The 21,427-nt window shown below is 29.7% G+C and carries 24 protein-coding genes and 1 pseudogene; 9 read left to right on the top strand and 16 right to left on the bottom strand.

Annotated elements, in window-relative coordinates; translation table 11 throughout:
• Window positions 1-531: 531 nt before the first annotated feature.
• Together ACKI5C_RS09905 and ACKI5C_RS09910 are read left to right on the top strand one after the other, a co-directional pair.
• On the top strand, window positions 532-1,083 hold the full coding sequence (locus tag ACKI5C_RS09905; RefSeq protein WP_407432960.1) for a DUF2115 domain-containing protein: 552 nt from the start codon (window positions 532-534) through the stop codon (window positions 1,081-1,083).
• A 26-nt stretch (window positions 1,084-1,109) separates the two neighbouring features.
• A complete protein-coding gene (locus ACKI5C_RS09910) occupies window positions 1,110-1,838 on the top strand; it encodes a thermonuclease family protein (protein WP_407432961.1) in 729 nt (242 codons plus the stop codon).
• Window positions 1,839-1,856: 18 nt separating this feature from the next.
• Here the strand turns inward: ACKI5C_RS09910 and ACKI5C_RS09915 are convergent, their stop codons facing one another.
• Complete coding sequence (locus ACKI5C_RS09915; RefSeq protein WP_407432962.1) at window positions 1,857-2,792, bottom strand: 3-hydroxyacyl-CoA dehydrogenase; 936 nt, start codon at window positions 2,790-2,792, stop codon at window positions 1,857-1,859.
• Between the two features lie 191 nt (window positions 2,793-2,983).
• Between ACKI5C_RS09915 and mtrA the strand changes: the two are divergent.
• A pseudogene (gene mtrA, locus ACKI5C_RS09920) lies at window positions 2,984-3,544 on the top strand (tetrahydromethanopterin S-methyltransferase subunit A); the annotation flags it as partial.
• Window positions 3,545-3,700: 156 nt separating this feature from the next.
• Here the strand turns inward: mtrA and ACKI5C_RS09925 are convergent.
• Window positions 3,701-4,174 (bottom strand): HEAT repeat domain-containing protein, encoded by a 474-nt coding sequence (locus ACKI5C_RS09925; protein WP_407432963.1) that lies wholly within the window; start codon window positions 4,172-4,174, stop codon window positions 3,701-3,703.
• Between the two features lie 91 nt (window positions 4,175-4,265).
• Between ACKI5C_RS09925 and aksF the strand changes: the two genes are divergently transcribed.
• Complete coding sequence (gene aksF / locus ACKI5C_RS09930) at window positions 4,266-5,258, top strand: homoisocitrate dehydrogenase (RefSeq protein ID WP_407432964.1); 993 nt, start codon at window positions 4,266-4,268, stop codon at window positions 5,256-5,258.
• Complete coding sequence (locus ACKI5C_RS09935; protein ID WP_407432965.1) at window positions 5,258-6,727, top strand: class I adenylate-forming enzyme family protein; 1,470 nt, start codon at window positions 5,258-5,260, stop codon at window positions 6,725-6,727. Before aksF ends, ACKI5C_RS09935 begins: the two co-directional genes overlap by 1 nt.
• A 300-nt stretch (window positions 6,728-7,027) precedes the next feature.
• On the opposite strand, the gene argB is transcribed toward ACKI5C_RS09935, so the two are convergent.
• From argB to ACKI5C_RS09955, 4 genes are all read right to left on the bottom strand, one after another.
• On the bottom strand, window positions 7,028-7,897 hold the full coding sequence (argB, locus tag ACKI5C_RS09940; protein WP_407432966.1) for an acetylglutamate kinase: 870 nt from the start codon (window positions 7,895-7,897) through the stop codon (window positions 7,028-7,030).
• Window positions 7,898-8,055: 158 nt separating this feature from the next.
• Complete coding sequence (locus tag ACKI5C_RS09945; RefSeq protein ID WP_407432967.1) at window positions 8,056-8,304, bottom strand: hypothetical protein; 249 nt, start codon at window positions 8,302-8,304, stop codon at window positions 8,056-8,058.
• Window positions 8,305-8,319: 15 nt separating this feature from the next.
• Window positions 8,320-8,931, bottom strand: coding sequence for a DUF998 domain-containing protein (locus tag ACKI5C_RS09950; protein WP_407432968.1), 612 nt, complete (start codon window positions 8,929-8,931; stop codon window positions 8,320-8,322).
• A 3-nt stretch (window positions 8,932-8,934) separates the two neighbouring features.
• Entirely contained in the window at window positions 8,935-9,810 is an 876-nt protein-coding gene (locus ACKI5C_RS09955; protein WP_407432969.1) for an SAP domain-containing protein, read from the bottom strand.
• Between the two features lie 355 nt (window positions 9,811-10,165).
• Between ACKI5C_RS09955 and ACKI5C_RS09960 the strand changes: the two genes are divergently transcribed.
• From ACKI5C_RS09960 to ACKI5C_RS09970, 3 genes are all read left to right on the top strand, one after another.
• Window positions 10,166-10,708 carry a hypothetical protein gene (locus ACKI5C_RS09960; RefSeq protein ID WP_407432970.1) on the top strand — a complete coding sequence of 181 codons (543 nt, stop codon included), beginning with the start codon at window positions 10,166-10,168 and terminating at the stop codon, window positions 10,706-10,708.
• The gene (locus ACKI5C_RS09965) at window positions 10,705-11,091 is read left to right on the top strand and encodes a hypothetical protein (RefSeq protein ID WP_407432971.1); all 387 of its coding nucleotides are present in this window, start codon (window positions 10,705-10,707) and stop codon (window positions 11,089-11,091) included. Before ACKI5C_RS09960 ends, ACKI5C_RS09965 begins: the two co-directional genes overlap by 4 nt.
• A 418-nt stretch (window positions 11,092-11,509) precedes the next feature.
• Window positions 11,510-12,037: a hypothetical protein gene (locus ACKI5C_RS09970; protein ID WP_407432972.1), complete on the top strand. Its 528-nt coding sequence runs from the start codon at window positions 11,510-11,512 to the stop codon at window positions 12,035-12,037.
• Here ACKI5C_RS09970 and ACKI5C_RS09975 read toward each other — a convergent pair.
• The 9 genes from ACKI5C_RS09975 to ACKI5C_RS10015 form a co-directional block, all read right to left on the bottom strand.
• Complete coding sequence (locus tag ACKI5C_RS09975; protein WP_407432973.1) at window positions 12,034-13,050, bottom strand: alcohol dehydrogenase catalytic domain-containing protein; 1,017 nt, start codon at window positions 13,048-13,050, stop codon at window positions 12,034-12,036. The two genes, ACKI5C_RS09970 and ACKI5C_RS09975, sit on opposite strands and share 4 nt — an antisense overlap.
• Complete coding sequence (locus ACKI5C_RS09980; RefSeq protein ID WP_407432974.1) at window positions 13,043-13,756, bottom strand: 2-C-methyl-D-erythritol 4-phosphate cytidylyltransferase; 714 nt, start codon at window positions 13,754-13,756, stop codon at window positions 13,043-13,045. The genes ACKI5C_RS09975 and ACKI5C_RS09980 overlap by 8 nt, the downstream gene beginning before the upstream one ends.
• Before the next feature lie 6 nt (window positions 13,757-13,762).
• The gene (locus tag ACKI5C_RS09985) at window positions 13,763-14,365 is read right to left on the bottom strand and encodes a class I SAM-dependent methyltransferase (RefSeq protein WP_407432975.1); all 603 of its coding nucleotides are present in this window, start codon (window positions 14,363-14,365) and stop codon (window positions 13,763-13,765) included.
• Between the two features lie 478 nt (window positions 14,366-14,843).
• On the bottom strand, window positions 14,844-16,067 hold the full coding sequence (gene argJ, locus ACKI5C_RS09990) for a bifunctional ornithine acetyltransferase/N-acetylglutamate synthase (RefSeq protein ID WP_407432976.1): 1,224 nt from the start codon (window positions 16,065-16,067) through the stop codon (window positions 14,844-14,846).
• 9 nt (window positions 16,068-16,076) lie between these two features.
• Window positions 16,077-16,331, bottom strand: coding sequence for a hypothetical protein (locus ACKI5C_RS09995; protein WP_407432977.1), 255 nt, complete (start codon window positions 16,329-16,331; stop codon window positions 16,077-16,079).
• A gap of 24 nt (window positions 16,332-16,355) precedes the next feature.
• The gene (locus tag ACKI5C_RS10000; protein WP_407432978.1) at window positions 16,356-17,558 is read right to left on the bottom strand and encodes a hypothetical protein; all 1,203 of its coding nucleotides are present in this window, start codon (window positions 17,556-17,558) and stop codon (window positions 16,356-16,358) included.
• A complete protein-coding gene (locus ACKI5C_RS10005; RefSeq protein WP_407432979.1) occupies window positions 17,551-18,576 on the bottom strand; it encodes an NYN domain-containing protein in 1,026 nt (341 codons plus the stop codon). The genes ACKI5C_RS10000 and ACKI5C_RS10005 overlap by 8 nt, the downstream gene beginning before the upstream one ends.
• A 58-nt stretch (window positions 18,577-18,634) precedes the next feature.
• Window positions 18,635-19,375, bottom strand: a complete 741-nt coding sequence (locus tag ACKI5C_RS10010; protein ID WP_407432980.1) for a metallophosphoesterase family protein — start codon at window positions 19,373-19,375, stop codon at window positions 18,635-18,637.
• A gap of 5 nt (window positions 19,376-19,380) precedes the next feature.
• Window positions 19,381-19,731: a nascent polypeptide-associated complex protein gene (locus tag ACKI5C_RS10015; protein WP_296797034.1), complete on the bottom strand. Its 351-nt coding sequence runs from the start codon at window positions 19,729-19,731 to the stop codon at window positions 19,381-19,383.
• A 162-nt stretch (window positions 19,732-19,893) separates the two neighbouring features.
• Here ACKI5C_RS10015 and ACKI5C_RS10020 point away from each other — a divergent pair, with 162 nt between their 5' ends.
• Window positions 19,894-20,766, top strand: coding sequence for a CPBP family intramembrane glutamic endopeptidase (locus ACKI5C_RS10020; RefSeq protein ID WP_407432981.1), 873 nt, complete (start codon window positions 19,894-19,896; stop codon window positions 20,764-20,766).
• Window positions 20,767-20,844: 78 nt separating this feature from the next.
• On the opposite strand, the gene ACKI5C_RS10025 is transcribed toward ACKI5C_RS10020, so the two are convergent.
• Window positions 20,845-21,427: aldo/keto reductase (locus ACKI5C_RS10025; protein WP_407432982.1), on the bottom strand; the 583-nt coding region annotated here is incomplete at its 5' end.

A 21,427-nucleotide genomic window follows, 5' to 3' on the forward strand; every position in this document is an offset into this window, starting at 1 on the left:
CTATTTTTAAACAGAATTAAAAATGCACAACTAATTCTCATCAAAAAATTTCAAATCAACAAAGTTTTTGAAAGAGTCTAATGTTTTATTCATTGATTATTCAAAGATTATTCAATGGAGAATGATAATCCATCTAAAATAAAAATATGTAATTTAATTCTTAATTTCAATTATATATGCCATTAATGACAATATTGTTAATTAGGCACAAAAAAGGAAAAGGTTCTGGTGGAGGATCATTCCTCCACTAATTCGTGAAAAAATTTTTGGTGGCTCGTTTAAATTTGAATTATTTAGTGAATTTTATTGTATTGCATTATTTCTTTTTGTGCTGTTTAATACACTTATTTTTTATAATATTATTAATTTTTGTCTAAAATTCTAATTTTTGTTATAATCTAATGCTTTTGAACGATATCACAAAAATTATTTGTATTAGATTTGATATAGAATATATCTGAGAGAGAGTTAAAAAACACATGATATATTGGTATAATTACTTAAATATTTGTTTAGATAAACTAGTAAAACATGAAAAGTGAAGACATACTGATTGAACTGAATAAAATAATGTTAAATAATATTGTAACGAAAAATGATTTGATGGTTATTTTAAAAAAATATGCACGTAACATTTCTCCTTATGACCTGATGCTGGCTTCAGCAAGAATGAGAGAAGATGGAAAATATGTCCAATCACAATACAGAGAAAAATACTTGGAAATTTATATAAAATATTTTATTATGCGCATGAAAGAAGTGGCAGACAATAATGAAGATATGGTTGAAAAAATAGATTTAAATAAACTAGATGAATCATTGCCATTACTTAAAAACACTTTTGAAAATGAAAAATTGAGCGATGATATAGATGACAAATTTCCATTAATTTATGTAATAACTTCACTTTACACCACATTTATTTTAGAAGAACCAATTCATCCCGTAGGAAGTGAATTTCCTGGTAATTTAAAAGTAACTAAGGAAAATAATACCTTTTATTGTCCAGTTAAAGACAATCAAAAAGATAATCCTAATGCAATATGCCATTTATGTCTGGCTGAACAAACACCAAATATTTAATAATAACATGATACTAACAATATAATATGGTAAAAATAAATAAACATCACATTTTTATTATATTTGTAATATTAGTTCTAGCTGGAGTAATGGGTACAGCCGTTGCATATACTGGAACTGGTTTTTCACACGATAAATCAGTATCTGATTATTCATCACTATCACTACAGGATATTTTAAGCAAATACAGCGATACAGACTGTAAAAAAGAAGTTAGTGGTATATGTACAAAGGTATCTGACGGAGACACCATTACCGTGGAAGGAGTAGGAAAGGTCCGTTTAGTTGGAGTTAATACACCGGAAAAAGGAGTTGCAGGAGCAGATACGTCAAAATATCTTGTTGAAAAATTATGCTTGAATAGAGAAGTTAGCCTTGACATTGATAATTCAAAACACACAGACAAATATGGAAGGACCCTGGCTGTTGTAATAGTTGACGGAAAGAATTTAAATGAAATACTTTTAAAAGAAGGGCTTGCAGAAATAATGTATATACCGCCAAGCGAATTCTATCCGTTTAATTGGGCAGGAGATAATACCCATGTATCAAGCGGCACATCTACAAGTTCAGACACATCATCCGATTCATCAAGTGCTTCTGGAACATACATTGGAAATTCAAATTCACATAAATTCCATGTCCCAACATGTAAATCTGTTGGAAAAATGTCTGAAAAAAATAAGGTAACATTTACATCAAGAAATGAAGCAATTAATCAAGGATATCAACCGTGCAAGAATTGTAATCCATAAAAAAAATAAAAAAGGATTTTAATATTCATAAAATCCTTTTCCAGCATTAATACCTGTTTCACCTTTATCTATTTTTTCTTTTAGTTTAGCTGCAATCTTTGCATGAACGGAGTCTGGGTTTTTAGCCTCAGGATTCATGATTACAATATTATATGCAGTTACCAAACCGACAACATCCAAAATACGGAAAGGTCCATTTGGCGCTCCTGTTGCTATTGTCCATGTTTTATCAATAGTTTCCGGATCGGCAACATCCAATGCATATAACATCTCAGCAGCAGATAAAAACGGAACAAGCATTGAGTTTAAAATATAACCCGGCTGTTCCTTTTTAAGTTTTAATGGTACCATATTAATATCTTCTGCAAACTGAACAACTTCATCATAATACTTTTGTTCTGTTCCAGGATGACCCATTACTTCAGCAGTGTTATTCATCCAAATATTGTTTGCAAAATGAAGTGCTAAGTATTTTTCAGGTCTTCCAGTATATTCAGCAAAAGTAGATGGCAGTAATGTAGAAGAATTGGTTACGACAATAGTTTTTTCAGGCAGATATTTAGCTAATTCTTGATAAAATGCAATTTTTTGTTCAGGATCTTCTGCAATAGCTTCAACTACCAAATCAGCATCCTGAGCAGCTTCTTCATAACTAGTTGTTAAAGTTAAGTTATCATATGCTTTTTTAGCATCTTCGATTAATGCATCAATTTCTTCATCTGAAATATCTGGAGATTTAGCAAGACCCGCGCAGTATTGGCTTTTATCAGTTTTAAAAGCTTCTAAAGTTTGGACATAAATATTTCTAAATCTTTCTAATTTTGGTTTAGCTCTTTCGATAGATCCTTCACTTCTAAGCCATATCGTTACATCAAAGCCACAATATGAAGATTGAAGTGCAATTTGACTACCTAAAACTCCACCACCTGCAACAACAACTTTCTTAATACTCATATAATTCACCTTTTATATCTGTATGAAATAATCTTATTTAAAAAATATATAAATTTATATAAGAAATTGGCATTGAAAGTACAAAACGACATTAAAAAATTCAAAAAAATAATAACGAATAATAAAATATATAAGCATATAAGATTAAAATAAAGATAATAAATTATAAACTATAATGGAGGTACATTAAAATGGCAGATAAAAAATCACCTGCAGACGGATGGCCAGTAATTAGTGGAGATTATATTGTAGGGGACCCAGAAAGTCCTGTTGCAGTAACAACTCTTGCTTCACATATTGAAGCTGATTTAAATGGTGCAGCAATTGCAGGTCCATGTAAAACTGAAAATTTAGGAATTGAAAAGGTTGTAGCAAATATTATATCAAATCCAAATATAAGATTTTTAATATTGGCTGGAGCAGAAGTACAAGGCCACATTACGGGCCAAAGTTTCAAAGCTCTGCACGAAAATGGAGCAGATCCTGACAAGAAAAAAATTATCGGAGCTACTGGTGCTATACCATTTGTTGAAAATGTTCCTCTTGAAGGTATTGAAAGATTCCAACAACAATTAGAAATTGTTGATTTAATCGATACTGAAGATATTGGAACAATACAAGCAAAAATTAATGAATGTGTAGAAAAAGATCCTGGTGCATTAGAATCTGAACCAATTGTAATGGAAATTGATGAAGAAAACAAAAAATTAGTTATTATACCAAAGAAAAAAGAAAAAGAAGAAATTGAAGCCTGAATAATGGATTATAACTAATATAATCCAATTTTATTTTTTTAAGAATTCGTAATCGCATTATAAGTATCTATCACCAATATAATAATTTTTTAAATCAGCGATAATGAAAAAATCTAATCAAAAAAAAGGAAAAAAAGGAAAAAAAGAAAAGAGTTAAGCTTTTCTTTGAATTGTAGCTATTGCACTTTGTGCACCTGATTTTACATAACCGCTTTCATCATCAAGTAATTTTTCAAGTGCAGGAATAGCCCTTTCATCATTCAAGTTACCTAAAGCCCATGCAGCTGCTCCTCTGACTCTCCAATCAGGGTCGTCTAATACAGCAATTAAAGGTTCTACTGCAGCAGGACCCATACGGCTTAATGAAGTTGAAGCTTCTCTTCTAACTAATTTGTTATTATCCTTTAAAGTTGAAATTAATGGTTCAATAGCTCTTTCATCATTTATTGCACCTAAAAGTTGTGCAGCATGCAAACGAATATTTTTCTTTCTACTAGATAAAGCTTCAATTAAAGGTTCTACAGCTTCTTCACCTTTTAATTCTAATGCACCAACTGCATCTTCAACAACAAAATCATCTTTATCATTTAATTTTTCAATTAATTCATCTATTTCAGACATATGCATCCCTCAAATATAGCAATTATTAAATAAATATATCTTTATATTTATATGTATAAAAGTATTTTGATAATATGCGAACAAAAAAAGTGAAATAATGTATAATATTGCGATAATAGGTGGAGACGGTATTGGAAATGAAGTAATGGAATCAGCCGAATATTTATTAGATAAATTAGATTTAAATTTTAATTTTAAATACGGTGAAGCAGGTTTTGATTGTTTTAATAAAAACGGGACAACATTACCTGAAGAAACAATTAAAATTGCAAAGTCCAGTGATGCAACACTGTTTGGCGCTTCAACTTCAACACCAGGCCAACCAAGCCCAATAATTAATTTAAGAAAAGAACTCAATGTATATGCAAATTTAAGGCCAATCAGATCATATAAAGGAATTAAATCAATTGCTGAAGATATTGATTTTATAATAGTACGTGAAAATACAGAAGGATTATACAGTCAAAATGAGTATGGGGATGAGGATAAAGTAATTGCCGAACGTGTAATTACAAGAAAAGCTAGTGAAAAAATCTGTGAAATTGCTTTTAAATTAGCTAAAAGAAGAAAAAAACTAAACAAAGTGACTTGTGTCCATAAAAGTAATGTATTGAAAAAAACCGATGGCGTTTTTAAAGAATCCTTTTATAAAGTAGCTGAAAATTATCCGAAAATTAATACTGAAGACTTTTATGTTGATGCAACGGCAATGTATCTAATTACAAATCCACTAAATTTTGACGTTATTGTATCAACCAATTTATTTGGAGATATTCTCTCTGATGAAAGTGCAGGTTTAGTTGGAGGATTAGGCCTTGCACCATCAGGAAATATTGGAGATGAAAATGGATTATTTGAACCTGTTCATGGTTCAGCACCAGACATTGCAGGCAAAGGTATTGCAAATCCATGTTCAATGATATTATCAACTGCAATGATGCTGGATTACATTGGAGAAAAGGAAATAGCTCACAAAATAAATAAAGCTGTTGAAAATGTTGTTTGCAGAGGTAAAATATTAACTCCTGATTTAGGAGGTACTGCTAAAACAAAAGAAATGACAGAAGCAATTGTTCATGAGGTGATTTAATGCTAAATATTACTACATTTTTAGATGCAAATTCAAAAAGATTAGATAAAAAAGTATTATACAACCCAAAAAGCGGTGAAAAATATTCCTCTGGAGAAATATTATCAATAGTTTCCGAAATTGGACGCAACATACATGATCTAGGAATAGATAAAGGAGATAGAGTTTTAATCTATTTAAATAATTCTTGCGAATACTTATTTTCACTTTTCGCAATATGGAGAATAGGAGCAATAGCAATTCCAACAAATAGAGTCTTTACTGCTTCCGAATTGGAATATATTGCAAATGACTCACAGGCTAAATTATTAATTACCGATGATGAAGCCCGTGATTTAATTAATATCAACACATATATTCCCCATAATATAAATGAATATAAAAACTGTGAAGTTTTAGATGCCTACGATACAGATTGGGATGATTTATGTCAACTACAATACACATCAGGTACAACAGGTAAACCAAAAGGGGCAATGCTAACTCATGGAAACTATTTTACTGCAATACATAATGAATGTGATGTATTAACATTAAAACAAGACGACATCTTTTTAGGAATTTATCCTATGGCACATGTCGGCCTTTCATGGGCAATAGCAGCACTTAGAGCAGCAGCATACTATATTTTAATAGAACAGTTTGATTTAGATGAATATCTGGAATTGTGTGAAAATGAAAAAGTAACTGTATTAACCGGAATGCCACCAGTAATTCATTCCCTTACAACCATGGACAAAACAAAAGAATTGAAAACTGTCCGTGAAATGATAAGCGGAGGCGGACCCTTACATAAAGAAATATGGAAAGAATTCCATAAAACTTACCAAATTCCAATTATTAATGCATATGGATTATCAGAATCAATAGTTATCGGAACAGGAACTGTTATTAGACCAGAAGATTATCGTGAAGCAGATAGATTTGAAAGTGTGGGTCATCCAGTATGTTTTTCAGAAGTAAAAATTGTTGATGAAAATAATCCCTCAAAAAAATTAGACAAATATGAACAAGGAGAAATTGCTTTAAGAGGACCTGCAATCGCAAAAGGTTACTGGAGAAGAGAAAAACAAACTATCGAGTCATTTTTAGATGACGGATGGTTTTTAACAGGAGATATCGGATACTTAGATGATGATAACAGATTGTTTATTACTGACCGTAAAAAAGACATGATTGTAATGAGCGGATGGAAAATCTATCCAACAGAAGTTGAAGAGACATTGATAAAATATCCGAAACTAAAAGAAATAGCAATATTCAGTATTGGTGACCGCCACAGGGGAGAGATACCTGTAGCTGCAGTTGTCTGGAACGATGAGGCAGATCATGAAGGATTAATTAAATATGCCCGTGAAAACTTATCCCGTTATAAAGTTCCACGTAAAATCTATGATTTAGATGAACTCCCAAGAGTAAACGGTTGGAAATTACTTAGACGAGAATTAAGAAGGACATTTAATGAATGAAAAGTTAGAAATGAATCTAACTTTAAATTCATTTTTTGTTGTATTAACTTAGTATATATCATTTAAAGATTAACAACAAAATTCTCAGCCATGACCAGAAGGCAAAACTTATCCAAGTAAAATCAAGAAAAAACTTATTTTTTGATGGTTTAAAAATATAATACAACATTTAAATTAATGATTTTATACAGATAATAAAACCTTCAATTTAATATTTAATTTAAAGATATTTAAGTTAGATAGAAATTAATCTAGAAAAAATAAGATAAAAGAGGAAAAATATCCTCACGAATAAAAAATCTATTTCGAAATCATAGTTCCAATACCATTTGTGGTGAATATTTCAAGTAAAATAGAATGTTTTTTACGTCCATCAATAATGTGGCAAGATTTTACACCCTTTTCAACAGCATTGACACAAGTTTCTATTTTTGGAATCATTCCTCCAGTTATAATTCCCTCTTCAATTAACTGAGGAACTTCACTTATTCTGATTTTTTGAATTAATGATGAAGGGTCATTAGGGTCTCTTAAAACACCAGGAACATCTGTTAAAATAATTAATTTTTCAGCTTTAACAGCACTTGCAACTTCACCTGCAGCAGTATCTGCATTTAAATTAAGGCTTGATCCATCTTTAGCAGCACCTATTGGAGATATTACTGGAATATAATTATTATCAACAAACATTTTAAGTAAATTGTGATTAACACATTCTATTTCTCCAACTAAACCTAAGTCAATTTCCTCATCTGAACCCTCAATTTTTTTTGCACCTTGTTTATGAGCAAGAATTAAGCTGGAATCCTTACCAGATAAACTGATTCCATCACCATCATGCTTAATTAATTCAGAAACAATATCGGAACTTATTTTACCTGCAAGAACCATTTCAATAATTTCCATTGTTTCTTCATCAGTAACTCTTAGACCTTGGATAAATTCAGGATTTTTTCCTAATTTTTCCATTGAACGGGAGATTTCAGGACCTCCACCATGAACAATAATCGGTTTCATACCTACATATTTAAGCAAAACAGTATCACGAGCTGTAGAAGACATGGATTCCTTATCTATCATTGCATGTCCGCCATACTTAATTAAAATTTTTTTATCATGAAACTTTTTTATATAGGGTAAAGCTTCAATTAAAACATCAATATCTTTCATGTTATCACTACATCTAATATTTGATTTAATTATTAATAAATATTTCAGTTTTTTATATCATAATTAATATAATTAAAAAAAATATCCTAAAAAAACTGAAACAAATAATTATGTCAGCACAAATTTGTAAAAAAAGATAAAATGGGAGTTAAACATCCCTATAATCCGTATTTGAATTTAAATCTGTACTCTTGGTTAACAATTTCCATTCCTTCAAATGAACCGTTTAAAATATCTGCAACTTTTTGTAAGTCTTCAGCAGTAATTTGATTGCCGTTAGCAACTGGTGAGAAAAAGGTAATTTTATCATCAGTTATTAAGTAATTTAAAAGTTTTGTGTCATCTTTTTGATATTTTTCAACGATAGCTAAAATTTTTTCTTCTACATCTTTATCAAGGTTCGCCATAATACCACCTTAATTTTAAGTTAACTTCCAACTATTTAAATTTTTTGTATTTAAAAAGTAACCCGTTAAAAAGCACCACAGAATTAATGGATAAACTGATAATCTCTCAAATAGAGGCATGAATTGATTCCCCATAATGAAAAACATTATCCAAAAAGCTATTAAACCGATAATCCCTAAAATTAAAGTAATTTTTTGATAAATTTCAAATTCATTCATAGATCTGGAGATTAAAACAAGTAATATATTTCCACCTAAAATCGCCATTATCGCACCTATTGTATGATAACCAGAAGTTAATGGGTTTCCGCCATGAATCAAACCAACTATAATGACTCCCAGTGCCGAAATTAATGTTAAAATATAAAAAGCCGACTTATGTTTTATTATAAAATCTTTAAACTTATAAAAATTACCAAAACATAATGTCAAACCGCTTAAAATAAAAGCAGAATTCATTAACCAGAATAATGGAGAATTTCCGTTTGGAATTCCAAGTTCGGAAATGGTGTGGAACAAATAAGTATCAATTAATGGAGCATTGAAAAAAGTTGCAGAAATAGCTTCGCCAATTAGATAGAATAAACTACCAATCAAAAAAACAGTTCCAGCAACTTTAGCTTTCATTATTTAAACCCCGAATTTTTTATTGAAGTATTTTTCTCTCAAATCAAAGTTTAATTCATCCAAATCTTCACCAGCAAGTGCTTTTTGTAAGATTTTATAAGAAGTCTTTTTAGGTACTGTTATGTTTGTAACATGAGATTTGGACCATATTTTATCAAATCTTTTCTTTAAGCTACCGAAATTAAATTTCTCTAAAACATTTTTTAAATTGATTATATTAGCAGTATTAATAATATCATAATTCGCATAAGTTTTTGCATCCATTACAATTGGATTTAAACCCAATATAAATCTTTGTAAATCATAATCCAAGAAGGTTTCATAATCCCCATCATATGCATAAACATGAGCTTTTGCAGACAGCGCATCAATAAATACTAAAAATTGATTGGAAACTAATGCTCTTGAAATAATTTCATCACAGAAATTTAAAGCAGTTTGAACATTATCTTCACTTGATGATGCAACATAAGTTTCATAATCTTCAAATCTGAATGCAACAAGTGCAAACATGTATAAATCAATCCATTCATTCTCTTTAATGAATTCTTTTGCCTTGTCAGTTAATTCATAACTATTGGAATTTCCACCTAAAACCGGCAATAACCTTTCAACAAGCTCTTGTTTTTTTCCAGATACTTTTAAACCATTTTCCTTAAGTAATTCTTTTAATTGTGCAACAGTATATTTTTTAGATAGTGATTCTGCAGTAACAGTTTCACCATCACCTTCAAGATATCCGTTTTCAACAAGATATTCAATACAGGCATCTGCTGAAGGAAAAGTACCGAAATTACCTTCTTTTAAAATATCTTCAAGTTCATAACCGCTATTTAAAAAATTTAAAACATTAAAAATTTCTAATTTTTGTTCACTCACTTAAACACCTTTTCACTTTAAGTAATATAAATTATATCTTTTTTTGTTAATATTAATACTTTCTTTGATTGAATTGGATTTTGAACGAATTAATATCTTGGAAATAATAATTTTAAAATTAGTCTCCCATCCAAAATTTAAAAATCAGGCATGACTTTTTTTACAGCCTAGATTTATACATTAATTTTTAAATTACCTCATAAAAATAATTTACCATCAAATTATAATATTTATATGGGCTAATTTTTTTGAATAACAATAGAATATTGTATGAATTTATACTATACTAATTTATAAACCTTAAAATTAAATATTACTAATTATGAAATCATTAATTCAAAAAAGGTGATATATAATGTATGAAAAAGATCATGATGAAATGGCATATGACCTAATAGAAACTATATTTGGTGACTTTAGAGAAATTGATGGAAAAGCATCTGACGAAATACAGTCAATATCTAAAAAACATGAAATCGAAGCAGACATATACAAAACAAAAAATAATGAGCTAATATCTTACGGATTGACAAATGAAGATTTTGGAAATAATGAACTTAAAAAATATAAAGAATATGGAGAAGAACTATATGAAAAAAGTGGAAAAGAAGTCTGTATTTACATTTTAGGCTTACCACATATAAAATTTAATGCAACCAATGACTTTGAAACACCTGCAAAAATAAAAATAAATATTTCATTAATGGAATACAACAGCACTTATGAAACTTTAAGACACATTAAAAGTCTAGTTGAAAACAGACAAAAATTGGATAGCGATGATTTATTCGCTTTAAAAATGATACCAACAATGGGTCCACCAGAAGATAAAAGATTTTTACGAATTGAATGTTTAAAATTATGGAAAACAATAGTTAACAAAAGGTTGATAAAATGAATGATGAAAATATAAGTTTAATAAGAAAAGCATTTAAAGACAATAGGGAAATAATTGAAGAAACTCCAGAAGAAATAAGAAAAGTAAAAGAAGGCATTTATCCTGGAGGATATGTGTATACAACAGCAGATGATGAATTTATTGATTTAGAGATTCAAACTAGAGACTATGATATTGAAGATCATGTCAATTACATTGAATTCGCAGAAGCTCTCTATGAAAAACATGGACAAAAAGTAAATGTATATGTTTACTGTGCGCCATCAATTAAAATAAACATACAATTATACGAAATAATGTCCGATGCTGACTTTAAAATTAGACTGGCACAGGTTCAAAAGGACTCTGTGATAAACAGAATGAAATCAAAGATAAAAAGATAAATGTGAAAAAAATCATGCTAGAATGGGGATGGTTTAATTTTTGGTGCGTGTTTGCCCGTTTTAAAACAAAGGAGTTTATTATGAGAAATGAACAAATAAGAAACTATTATTCCTTCTAACATGATTTTTCGTGTTTTAGGTGAAATATGAATAGACAAAAACAACTTAAATTTTTTTTACCACCACCTTTAAAATAATATACTCGACAACAAAGTTACATCTTTAATAATATATTGTGTATAACTTGTTTATAAAGTTTTGCCATGAAGGCGAAAAATTACATAAAAAATAAAAGTTATATTATCTTTAAAATATTCAAATAACATAGTTAAATTGCTTTAAAATAAAACTTACTAATTTATAATCTATTAAATATAAAATAACTAATAGAAATCAATTTAAAAGAGGTTAAAATAAAATGAAGAAAGAAAATATAATTCCAGAAATAATGGTAATAAAAGAGGCATTCGATGAAGAGAGAAATATTATCGATTATGCACCACCGGAAATGATTGCAGTAAGTGACAATTGCCATCAAGGAGGAGACATATTTATTACCGAAGAAGGAGATTTGATAGATTTAGAGTACCAGATTGGCGATTTTGATGAAGAAGAACTTGCCAAATATGTGGAACTTGCAGAAGAACTTTATGAAAAAAATGAAGTGCTGATTACAATATATGTAATATGCTCAAATCAAGTTTTAGTTCCGGAAATACCCATTAAGTCAGATGCAGAATTCAATATTAAATTAGCTTGCATAGATGACAATCCTGCCTACGATATTCTTTATCAAATTAAAGAAAAAGTTAATAAGAATATTAGTCTTGATGATGAAGATTTTGTTAGTCTTTTAACAATTCCAATTATGGTGCCGAAAAAAGATAGAAAAAACATAAGAGTCGAATGCTTTAAACTGATTAGGCAGGCATATTTTCAAATCTAAATTTCCCATTTTAGAATGGTTTTTCCAAAGTCTGAAATATAATCCTTATCAAAAGATGTTTTTAAATCATCAAGGGATTTGATTTCACAGACATTGGTAATTAATTTAGATAAATAATTGAAAAGTTGAGGATTATTACAAAGAAGGTTTACAACACCTTCAAAATCTTCTCTTTCAGACCTACTATTTCCTTGAAGTGTTAATCCTTTTTCCAAAACCATACGTGTATTAATCGGTATGGGATACTCACTAACACCAAACAAATTAATTGTTCCTTGAGGATTTATTAAATCAATTATTTGTTCAATAGCTGATTGTGAAGCTGCAGAACCAACACATTCGAATGCATGATCTATTCTTAAACCATCTGGAACATCATGTATTAAATAAATATTATCTACAAATGAAAATAGATTTAAATTTTCGATATGCTTTCCAAAAACAATGATTTCACACTCAGGACAGATTTCTTTTAGAAGCAGAGAAGTGATATAACCCAAGTTTCCATCACCCCAAACACCCAAAACCTTACAAGATGCTTTTTTAAACTCTAAAAACTTCATTATTCCCTGATATGCAACAGTCATCAATTCTATAAAAGATGATACCTGTAAATTAAAATTATCCGGCAATTTAACTAATCGGTCATGTTTTAAGCTAACCAAATCACTTGTAAATCCATCAAATCCACTTCCTCTAAATTTAGATAATTCTGAATAATTAGCACGAAACTCGTCTTTGCCAAAAGGAGTGTTTGGTATCATTACAACATTATCTCCAGGTTTAAAAATATCCTTACTATCACTAATTACTTCCCCTACAGCTTCATGAATTAGGGCCATAGGCAATTTTCGTGACAAAATATCTGAAGGTCTTGAACCTTGATAATATCTTTGATCCGCCTGACATATTGATAAATAAGTTGGTCTAACAACAACATCATTTAATTCAATTTCTTCAATAGCTTCTTCAAAGAATTTTGGAGATTTTAATCTATAAATAATATTAATCATGATCTGATTCCTTTAAAATCGTATTAGCTAATTTTAAATCATATGGATAAGTAATTTTAATATTTGTTATTTCACCTTCAACAAGATGTACATCTTCACCTTTAAGAACAAATATTTTACATGCATCTGTTAATATATTAGTTTCACTATCACTTAAATTATTAATTAATTCATACAATTTATTTATTTTAAAACTTTGAGGAGTCTGGCCCTGATAAAAATTGTCCCTTATAGGAATATCCTTAATTACTTTTCCGTCAACACTTTCAACAATAGTATCTGTTGCAGGAACAACTGTATCGCAAGCACCAAATTCTTTTGCAGCTTTAATATTATCTTCAATTATGCGATGAGTGACAAATGGCCGAACTGAATCATGAGTAACAATTATTGAATCATCATCAATACTAAAATTATCCTTAATATAATCAATAGAATTAATTAAGGTATCATTTCTTGTATTTCCACCTTCCAAAACAATTATATTATTATTTTCACCAAAATAATCATTAAGCAAATTATTAGTATGATTAATAAAGCTTTTTGGCGATAAAACAATAATTTTATCAAATTTAGAATTGATAACAAATTTTTCGATTGTATGAATAATAACAGGCTTATCACCTAAATTTAAAAATTGTTTGGGTGTTTCTGTTCCACCCATCCTTGATCCAATTCCGCCTGCCAATATAACTGCAAAAATCATTTTATATTACTCCTTTTCAAATACAATGAAGTAATGTGATTTTCCTTCAGGAATATCTTCTCCAATTTCTTCATTCAAATATGTCATTTTAAGACCATGTTTTGCAAAATACTCTTCAAGTTCATCAGGAGAGCTTCTTACTTGAGTTGGAGGTCCTTTAGGAACATCCCATTTTTTATAATCCATGATAGCAATTCTGCCATCATCTTTAATTAAACGGGCAAATTCACTTATTGCTTCATCAATTTTTCTTGAAGCGGTAAAACCATGGAAAACATTTACCATCAATATTACATCCAAGGTTCCATTATCAATTTCAGATATGCCTTCTGTAATATCTGCTTCAATATTAATTAAATTATCTACATTGTTTTCTAATTTATATTTTTCCATATCCTCAATTGACTTATCATAAACATCGACGGCATAAACTGTACCGGAATCAATATATTCATCTAAAAGTTTTATTGCAATGTGTCCATCCCCACATCCAGCATCCATAATTATTTCCGAACCTTTTAAATTTAATTCGTCAATTATTTCATTTGAATCTAGGAAAAAATCACTAGAAAATCCATGTGCTCTGTGTCCATTTGTGGGCATCATCATACAATCACCAATATTAAATCTTTGAAAAATAGTATTTAATATTATTTAAAAATCCATCATTTTGATAAAAAACACTAAAAAATTAAATGAACATCTACATAAACCCAATGGTAAGTCAATTAATGATAAATAATATAGATTAAATTAAAAATATAATGAATTAAAAAAATAGTTTAGATACAAAGATATTAAATAATTAATCGTGACTATAATTAAATGATGGTTTAATTTTATGGAAAAAATAATTTTGGTTATGGTTAAAAAAAGAAGTGTCCAGAGGACTTATTTTTTCCAAGTTTGTTTAACTCCTCTTCCTCTTTTACTACCAGGTTTAGTATAACTTCTTTTTTGTCTGGTTCTTCTGTTAGTTCCTTTAACTTTTGCCATATCTTACCCTCCTTTAAATTTTGTAATTATAATAATTAGAATTATTTTATAACATAAAGATATTTGTTTTTAAAGTATTTATATGTTTTTCTTATGTGGTGTATTCTGCATTGATTTTAACATAATCATAAGTTAAATCACAACCCCATGCAGTGGCTTCACCATCACCTAAAAACATATTAATTTTTACTGCAATATTTTTAGATTGCATTATTTTTTCTGCACGCTCTAAATATGGAGTGTTTTCAAAAGCAAGAATTTCACCTTTGCGAACCAAATCCACTTCATCAGAATCATCTGCAATCGCAATTGTTACAATATCAGGATTCAAATCACAGCCAGAATACCCAATAGCTGAAACAATCCTACCCCAATTTGGATCGCCTCCAAAAACAGCAGATTTGAATAATGGAGAAGTTACAATAGCTTTAGCTGCAAGTTTAGCATCTTCAAATGATTCGGCACCACAAACATTAGCTTCAATAAATTTAGATGCTCCTTCACCATCACGAGCCATTTTTTTAGCTAAATTAATACACAAATGATTAAGACCTTCTTGGAAATTGGAATCAATTTCATCATTATTTTCAACATTTACTTCAGATGATCCGTTAGCCAACATTAAACAGGTATCATTAGTACTTTCATCACCATCGACAACAATCATATTAAAGCTTAAATCAACAGCTATTTTTAATGCTTTTTTAATAGCTTTTTGAGAAATAACGGCGTCGGTTACAATAAATGACAACATTGTTGCCATATTAGGAGCAATCATTCCGCTACCTTTTGCAATACCTGCAATCTTTATAACCTCACCAGTAGTTAAAGTGACTTCAACCGCTTCTTCTTTCGGAAATGTATCAGTAGTCATTATTGCTTTTGCAGCAGCCAATGAATTTTCAGGCTTATCATCTAATTTGGAAATAGATTCATAAGCAACTTCAGATATTATATCCATAGGCATTTCACGGCCAATAACTCCTGTAGAACAAATTGCAATTTCACTTTCAGGAACTTTTAAATCTTTAGAAACAAGATTAACTAATTTTTCACAATCATCAATTCCTTTTTGACCTGTAAAACAATTTGCATTACCACTATTCACAAAAATAGCAGACACAATACCGTTTTTAACAACATTTTTTGTATAAGTTACAGGTGCTGCAACAACTTTGTTTGTTGTAAAAACAGCAGAAGCAGTACTATCCGGGGCTAAAATTACAGTAACCCCATATTTTCCTTCACGAGCTCCAGATACTTTAATATCATCAATGACGGAAAATCCACCATCAATTTCACGAATAAACTCCATATTATCACGTCATCTAGTTATATTAGTATAATTTTGATTATAATCAACACTATCTAAATCATAATCATATTCAATACTTACATTAGGATTCTTATTAGATAGCATCTCACTGGTCACATTTTCAAAATGAGTAGTATTATTCTGTTTGGTTTGATTATCATGCTCACCAATGCTTATTGAAATTCCAACAGCTGAACCAACAACAAAAGCTATTAATGCCAGTATCATTAAAAGTGCTATAATCCCTTCATTTCTGCGAGCCATACAATTCCCTTTTCATTTTTTATATTATGCAACAAAAGCATATACTAATGCAATAATAATCGTTATAAAACTAAATGCACCCAATCCAATAACATTTAATAAATAAGTGATTATGAATACGAATGCAAATACTCCAATTAATTTCTGTTTTTCATTTTCTAATAAATTGATTAAAGTTCTTATAAATTCAGATGGAACATTATATGCATATAAACCATTTGCAAGTTCAAAAACTACTAATGATAACGGAGAAGTTGAACCTATATTATCTACTAATTGAGCTCTCTCACCAGCTTCTCTTCTAGTCCTACCAACACCTGCTCTAATTTTTGCATCATTATCAAGTGCAAACCAAGCAGCATCCAAACCTGCACGAATAGCTAAATCTTTGGATGGGAATCTTGCAATAAAGTCATCCCCACCTTCACGGTAACCTTCAAGTTCTCCACCACATTCAGTTTCAATGAAGTATTTGATGTTTGTCATCAAATCAACTAACTGTGTCTTACCATGTTTACTTGTATATGCGGTTGAATCAATCAAATCAACAAATAGATAATTTTGGAACTCTGAAGGTTTAGACTGGGCCAATTTAAAAGGACCATCAAAAACCAAAGCATATTCTCCACCAAGTTTGGTAAATGCCACACCAGGAAAATTACCTAAACTTTGTCTGTAATTAATAGATCTCTCAATTGAAGCAGCACCAGTCATTCCAACTGCAGCCATAACTTCAACATTTCTTTCAAGACCTATTCCAATTAATTCAATAGCTACCCTGATTGCATCGTTTTTACTTAACATTTTTGCAACAAGTTCAGTAGAGCTTTTTTCAACAATTTCTCCTTTTTCATTTTCAATAATTTTAACGAAGATATTAATTAAATTAGATGGATTTGGAAGTTCAACATAAAAATAACGGTCACTACCCATAACAATATTACTTACAAGTGCATACTCTTCTATTTTATTTTCTGCAGGCTTAATTTCATAGAAATTATACTTTTCAGGTATGTTTTCAGCACCGATATCTCTTATAAGATTACTTTCGATTCCTTCAGCACTAATTTCTGCTTTTTCTAATTCAAATAGGATAGTTTGAGTATAATTAAATAATTCAACATATTCATTTTGAATTGAATCTGTTGGGAAAAATTTAGTCCCTACACTAATTGGTGTGAGACCTGTGGTTAGCTTAATTATAGCCTTAGATAAGCTATTAACCATCCAATTTTCCTCCTTTTTCTAATTCAATTTCAAATTGACCTGGACGTTCTAATAACATGTCCGGTTTTACTGAAACAAATGGAAACTTCCATGAACCAAGTCTACCTGCAATAGTACTTGCAATATTTCTTGAATTTTTCTTTATAAATACTTCATCATGAGCACTTACACGAACTAAAATATTATATGGGGCATTTTCAGTAACTTCATCAGCCAACAAAATATTTAATTCAAAGGTACCTGGTTTAGTGAATAAATCATTACGTACTGCAATTAATGGTTTCTTTTCAAGACCTAATCTATCAGCAACAGTTACAGAAATATTACCTGCATTTTTAACAGCTAATTTATAGTCTTTTGGATGAACAAGTACAAAAATAACATAAGGAGCTGCTATTTCGACATCATCAACCATATCTACAATTTTATTAAACATAGGTATTTTTGAGAATATATTTTCAACTTTAGAATTAATATTATTCTCGTCATCAATACGAATAATAGCTTGTTTTGCAATATTTAACGGAGAAATTTCTAATCCTTCCTTACCTGTGTAAACTTCCCATTTTTTAAAGTTTAATTGTTTAATAATTTCATCTGAGATATTTTGCAAAATATTCTTATCATGTTTTGGTTTTTTCGGTCTGCCAAATGTTAACCTATTATCTTTTATTACAAATGGAATCCTGAATGAATTAATATTTTTAAATTCATCAGCATAATCCCTGAATTTATCATTTGACAAAATTTTTGCCTTTTCACTATAAGCAATTTCTAAAATAAAATGATCAGCATCATTACCTGCAGGAACTTCTTCTACATTATCATTTTCCAACAGTTTTAAAAAAGCATCCTTGTCATCAATTTCATGACGAAGAGATGCATCTGCTATAATAACGAATTCATCTTCACTTTCCTCTAATGCTTTTACAGCAGCTAAAATATTAACCATTTGAGGTTGTGAATCTTCGTTTTTTACATGATGTGCAACATTAGAAGCATCGACAACTACTTTCATAATATCACCCTATAAATGTAATCTATTAATCATTTATTATATTAACTTAAACAGATATTTAATATTTTCTTCGGTATTTTCCAAATAATAATTTTTCTCCACCAACATTATGTAAAAATACCTCAATTGAATCCTCAGAAATATTATAAACAATATAAGAATTACCTATTTTACCCCTTAACTTATTTGAAGAAAGTGAACCTGCATTAACAATGAGCGTATCATTTATTTTCCAAATATTAGGAACGTGTTTGTGTCCGGATAATACCAAATCTACTTCATGAGTAGTTAATGTTTTTAAAATATCACCTGCATCAGACAGTACATTACGTTCACGACCCGTATCCGGAATAGAGACAACATGATGGTGAAGAGCAACAATTGTAAACATATCATTAATAACACATTCATCTAATTGATGTTCCATCCATAACTGTTGTGGAATACCAATATTGCCCCTATTTTCATCATGAGCACTGCTGTCAAGACCAATAACAGTAAATTCATCATCTTTTGTTAATTTCCAACTTCTTTCACCAACCAATTCTTCAAAACTTTGATAACCAAGATTACGTGAATCATGGTTTCCCGGAATTGCAAATAATGGGGATTCAAACATATCCAAATATTTAATAGCTTTCTGATATTCTCTATAATAACCACTATTTGTTATATCTCCAGTTAATATAATCATGTCTGGTTGTATATTATTAATTTCACTGACTGCCTGCATAAAAGCTTCTTCATCAAATGCATCCTTACTTATATGCAAATCAGAAATATGTACTATAATTGTCATACTATCTATTGATTTAATTTCATAATAGCTTCAGCAAGATCTCCTTTAGATTCTTCTAACGCTTGCCTTGCAACATCTTCCGAAACATTAGCTTGATTAGCTACCATTTCAACATCTTCATCAGGAATTTCAACTTCATATTCAAGTTCTACTTCACGAGCATTACCTTCAACTTGATAAGTTTCCTGACCCATAACATTCATTAAACTGACAGAAGGATTATCAATAATTAATTCTTTATCTTCAAAACGGATAATGACTTCAGTTACACCATCAAGGTCCTCCATCTTCATACCCATTTTTTTCATTTGTCTTTCCATCTGTTTCATCTGTTTTTTATTCATACCAGGTATCATAATAATATTCCTCGAAATTAATTGAATTATATATAAATATATAATTTATCTTATTAATAGTATGCTTTTGAAATAACATTTTAGAAATTTTTTGATTTTTGAAAAGAATATCATTTCCTCTGAAATGAAAAATATATATTTGTTTGAATAATATTTATAAATATGGTAGAAAAAAATAAAATATCTGAATATATTACATTTCCAAGAACTTTCGAGAACTATAAATGGTACAAACCAATACTTGTTTTCATTATTGCTTTAATAATTTACATCCTACTTAATTCTTTAATAACAATGATTTTTGGTAAAGTATATGGGTGGGATGTTATATATTCAATTGATATAGGAGGATATGAAGCATTAAATACTGCAGTAGGGGAAATTTATACGGATTTAGGAATAATCGTTGCAATTCCCTCCATATTTATTGCCTCCAAAATTGTTAAGGATAGACCATTTTCATCTTACTCATCTTCACGAGGAGGCTGGAATTTTAAACTCTATTTCAAATCATTAATAATTCCATTAATTATGTTATTAATCTTTGAAGTTTTAACACTGGGCGAAGCAGAAGGTACCAACCATTTCACAATAACATTTTTGATTGCAGCATTAATTACAGTACCTCTCCAATGTATTGCCGAAGAATATGTATACCGTGCTTTGTTTATGCAAACTTTCGGATCATGGTTTAAAATACCTATTTTAGCCGTGATTCTCCAAGGTATAATTTTTGCACTATCTCACGGATATGATAATCTGGGGAACATTGAAGTATTTATTTTTGGCCTTGGTACAGGGTTTCTTGCCTGGAAAACCAATGGTTTAGAAGTAGGTGCTGCATTACATACTGCAAATAATTTATTTATTACTTTAACCGTAATGTTTGGATTGGAAGTGACTTCTTCCACAACTACATTAACTGATGCGTTAATAGTAATTGCTTTTGATATACTGGTGTTCATTGTAATCTACTTTGTCGGTACGAAAACCAATTGGTTTGGTGAAATTGAAAAACCGCAAAACGAAACGTGAAAAATTTGGGAGTGAAAACTCCCAAACAATATTTATTTAATTAACAAAAAATAGAATGCTAATTTTTTGACAAATTATCTACTCTTTAAAACCATAATATTCAGTTTCAAATATTTTTACAACATCTTTCATGACTTTTGGAATATCAATATGCTGAGGACATTCTTCAACACACATTCCACATTCACTGCAATCAGATGCAATACCCACACCAGGCAATTTAGAATAATTGCAATAGGAATAACCAAAAGCAGACCAAAGTAAATTACCTACCATCTTTTCATTATTATATAAATCAAAGATTTTTGGTATGTTAATAGACTCAGGACATGCATCCAAGCAATATTTGCATTTAGTACACTCTACAGCAATGTTGGAGTTGATAATATCATTTACTTTTTCTAAAATTTCATATTCCTCATCATTTAAAGGAGTAAAGTTTTCAAAGTCATCAATATTTTGTTCCAACTGTTCCATGCTACTTGCACCGGTTAAAACCATACAAACATTATCCAGACTGGCCACAAACCTCAATGCCCATGAAACAACAGAAGCATCCGGATTATAATCCTTCATCAATTTTTCAGCTTCAGGAGGAACATCAGCCAAAAAACCACCTTTCAAAGGCTCCATCACAAGTACAGGCTTATTATGCTTACAA

The sequence above is a fragment of the Methanobrevibacter sp. genome, from assembly GCF_045646045.1.
Lineage (GTDB): Archaea > Methanobacteriota > Methanobacteria > Methanobacteriales > Methanobacteriaceae > Methanocatella.

Bases quoted from the DNA above. Each gene is read 5' to 3' on its own strand.
- ACKI5C_RS09905 (WP_407432960.1), top strand. From the start codon at position 532: ATGAAAAGTGAAGACATACTGATTGAACTGAATAAAATAATGTTAAAT.
- ACKI5C_RS09910 (WP_407432961.1), top strand. From the start codon at position 1,110: ATGGTAAAAATAAATAAACATCACATTTTTATTATATTTGTAATATTA.
- ACKI5C_RS09915 (WP_407432962.1), bottom strand. From the start codon at position 2,792: ATGAGTATTAAGAAAGTTGTTGTTGCAGGTGGTGGAGTTTTAGGTAGT.
- ACKI5C_RS09925 (WP_407432963.1), bottom strand. From the start codon at position 4,174: ATGCATATGTCTGAAATAGATGAATTAATTGAAAAATTAAATGATAAA.
- aksF (WP_407432964.1), top strand. From the start codon at position 4,266: ATGTATAATATTGCGATAATAGGTGGAGACGGTATTGGAAATGAAGTA.
- ACKI5C_RS09935 (WP_407432965.1), top strand. From the start codon at position 5,258: ATGCTAAATATTACTACATTTTTAGATGCAAATTCAAAAAGATTAGAT.
- argB (WP_407432966.1), bottom strand. From the start codon at position 7,897: ATGAAAGATATTGATGTTTTAATTGAAGCTTTACCCTATATAAAAAAG.
- ACKI5C_RS09945 (WP_407432967.1), bottom strand. From the start codon at position 8,304: ATGGCGAACCTTGATAAAGATGTAGAAGAAAAAATTTTAGCTATCGTT.
- ACKI5C_RS09950 (WP_407432968.1), bottom strand. From the start codon at position 8,931: ATGAAAGCTAAAGTTGCTGGAACTGTTTTTTTGATTGGTAGTTTATTC.
- ACKI5C_RS09960 (WP_407432970.1), top strand. From the start codon at position 10,166: ATGTATGAAAAAGATCATGATGAAATGGCATATGACCTAATAGAAACT.
- ACKI5C_RS09965 (WP_407432971.1), top strand. From the start codon at position 10,705: ATGAATGATGAAAATATAAGTTTAATAAGAAAAGCATTTAAAGACAAT.
- ACKI5C_RS09970 (WP_407432972.1), top strand. From the start codon at position 11,510: ATGAAGAAAGAAAATATAATTCCAGAAATAATGGTAATAAAAGAGGCA.
- ACKI5C_RS09975 (WP_407432973.1), bottom strand. From the start codon at position 13,050: ATGATTAATATTATTTATAGATTAAAATCTCCAAAATTCTTTGAAGAA.
- ACKI5C_RS09980 (WP_407432974.1), bottom strand. From the start codon at position 13,756: ATGATTTTTGCAGTTATATTGGCAGGCGGAATTGGATCAAGGATGGGT.
- ACKI5C_RS09985 (WP_407432975.1), bottom strand. From the start codon at position 14,365: ATGATGATGCCCACAAATGGACACAGAGCACATGGATTTTCTAGTGAT.
- argJ (WP_407432976.1), bottom strand. From the start codon at position 16,067: ATGGAGTTTATTCGTGAAATTGATGGTGGATTTTCCGTCATTGATGAT.
- ACKI5C_RS09995 (WP_407432977.1), bottom strand. From the start codon at position 16,331: ATGGCTCGCAGAAATGAAGGGATTATAGCACTTTTAATGATACTGGCA.
- ACKI5C_RS10000 (WP_407432978.1), bottom strand. From the start codon at position 17,558: ATGGTTAATAGCTTATCTAAGGCTATAATTAAGCTAACCACAGGTCTC.
- ACKI5C_RS10005 (WP_407432979.1), bottom strand. From the start codon at position 18,576: ATGAAAGTAGTTGTCGATGCTTCTAATGTTGCACATCATGTAAAAAAC.
- ACKI5C_RS10010 (WP_407432980.1), bottom strand. From the start codon at position 19,375: ATGACAATTATAGTACATATTTCTGATTTGCATATAAGTAAGGATGCA.
- ACKI5C_RS10015 (WP_296797034.1), bottom strand. From the start codon at position 19,731: ATGATACCTGGTATGAATAAAAAACAGATGAAACAGATGGAAAGACAA.
- ACKI5C_RS10020 (WP_407432981.1), top strand. From the start codon at position 19,894: ATGGTAGAAAAAAATAAAATATCTGAATATATTACATTTCCAAGAACT.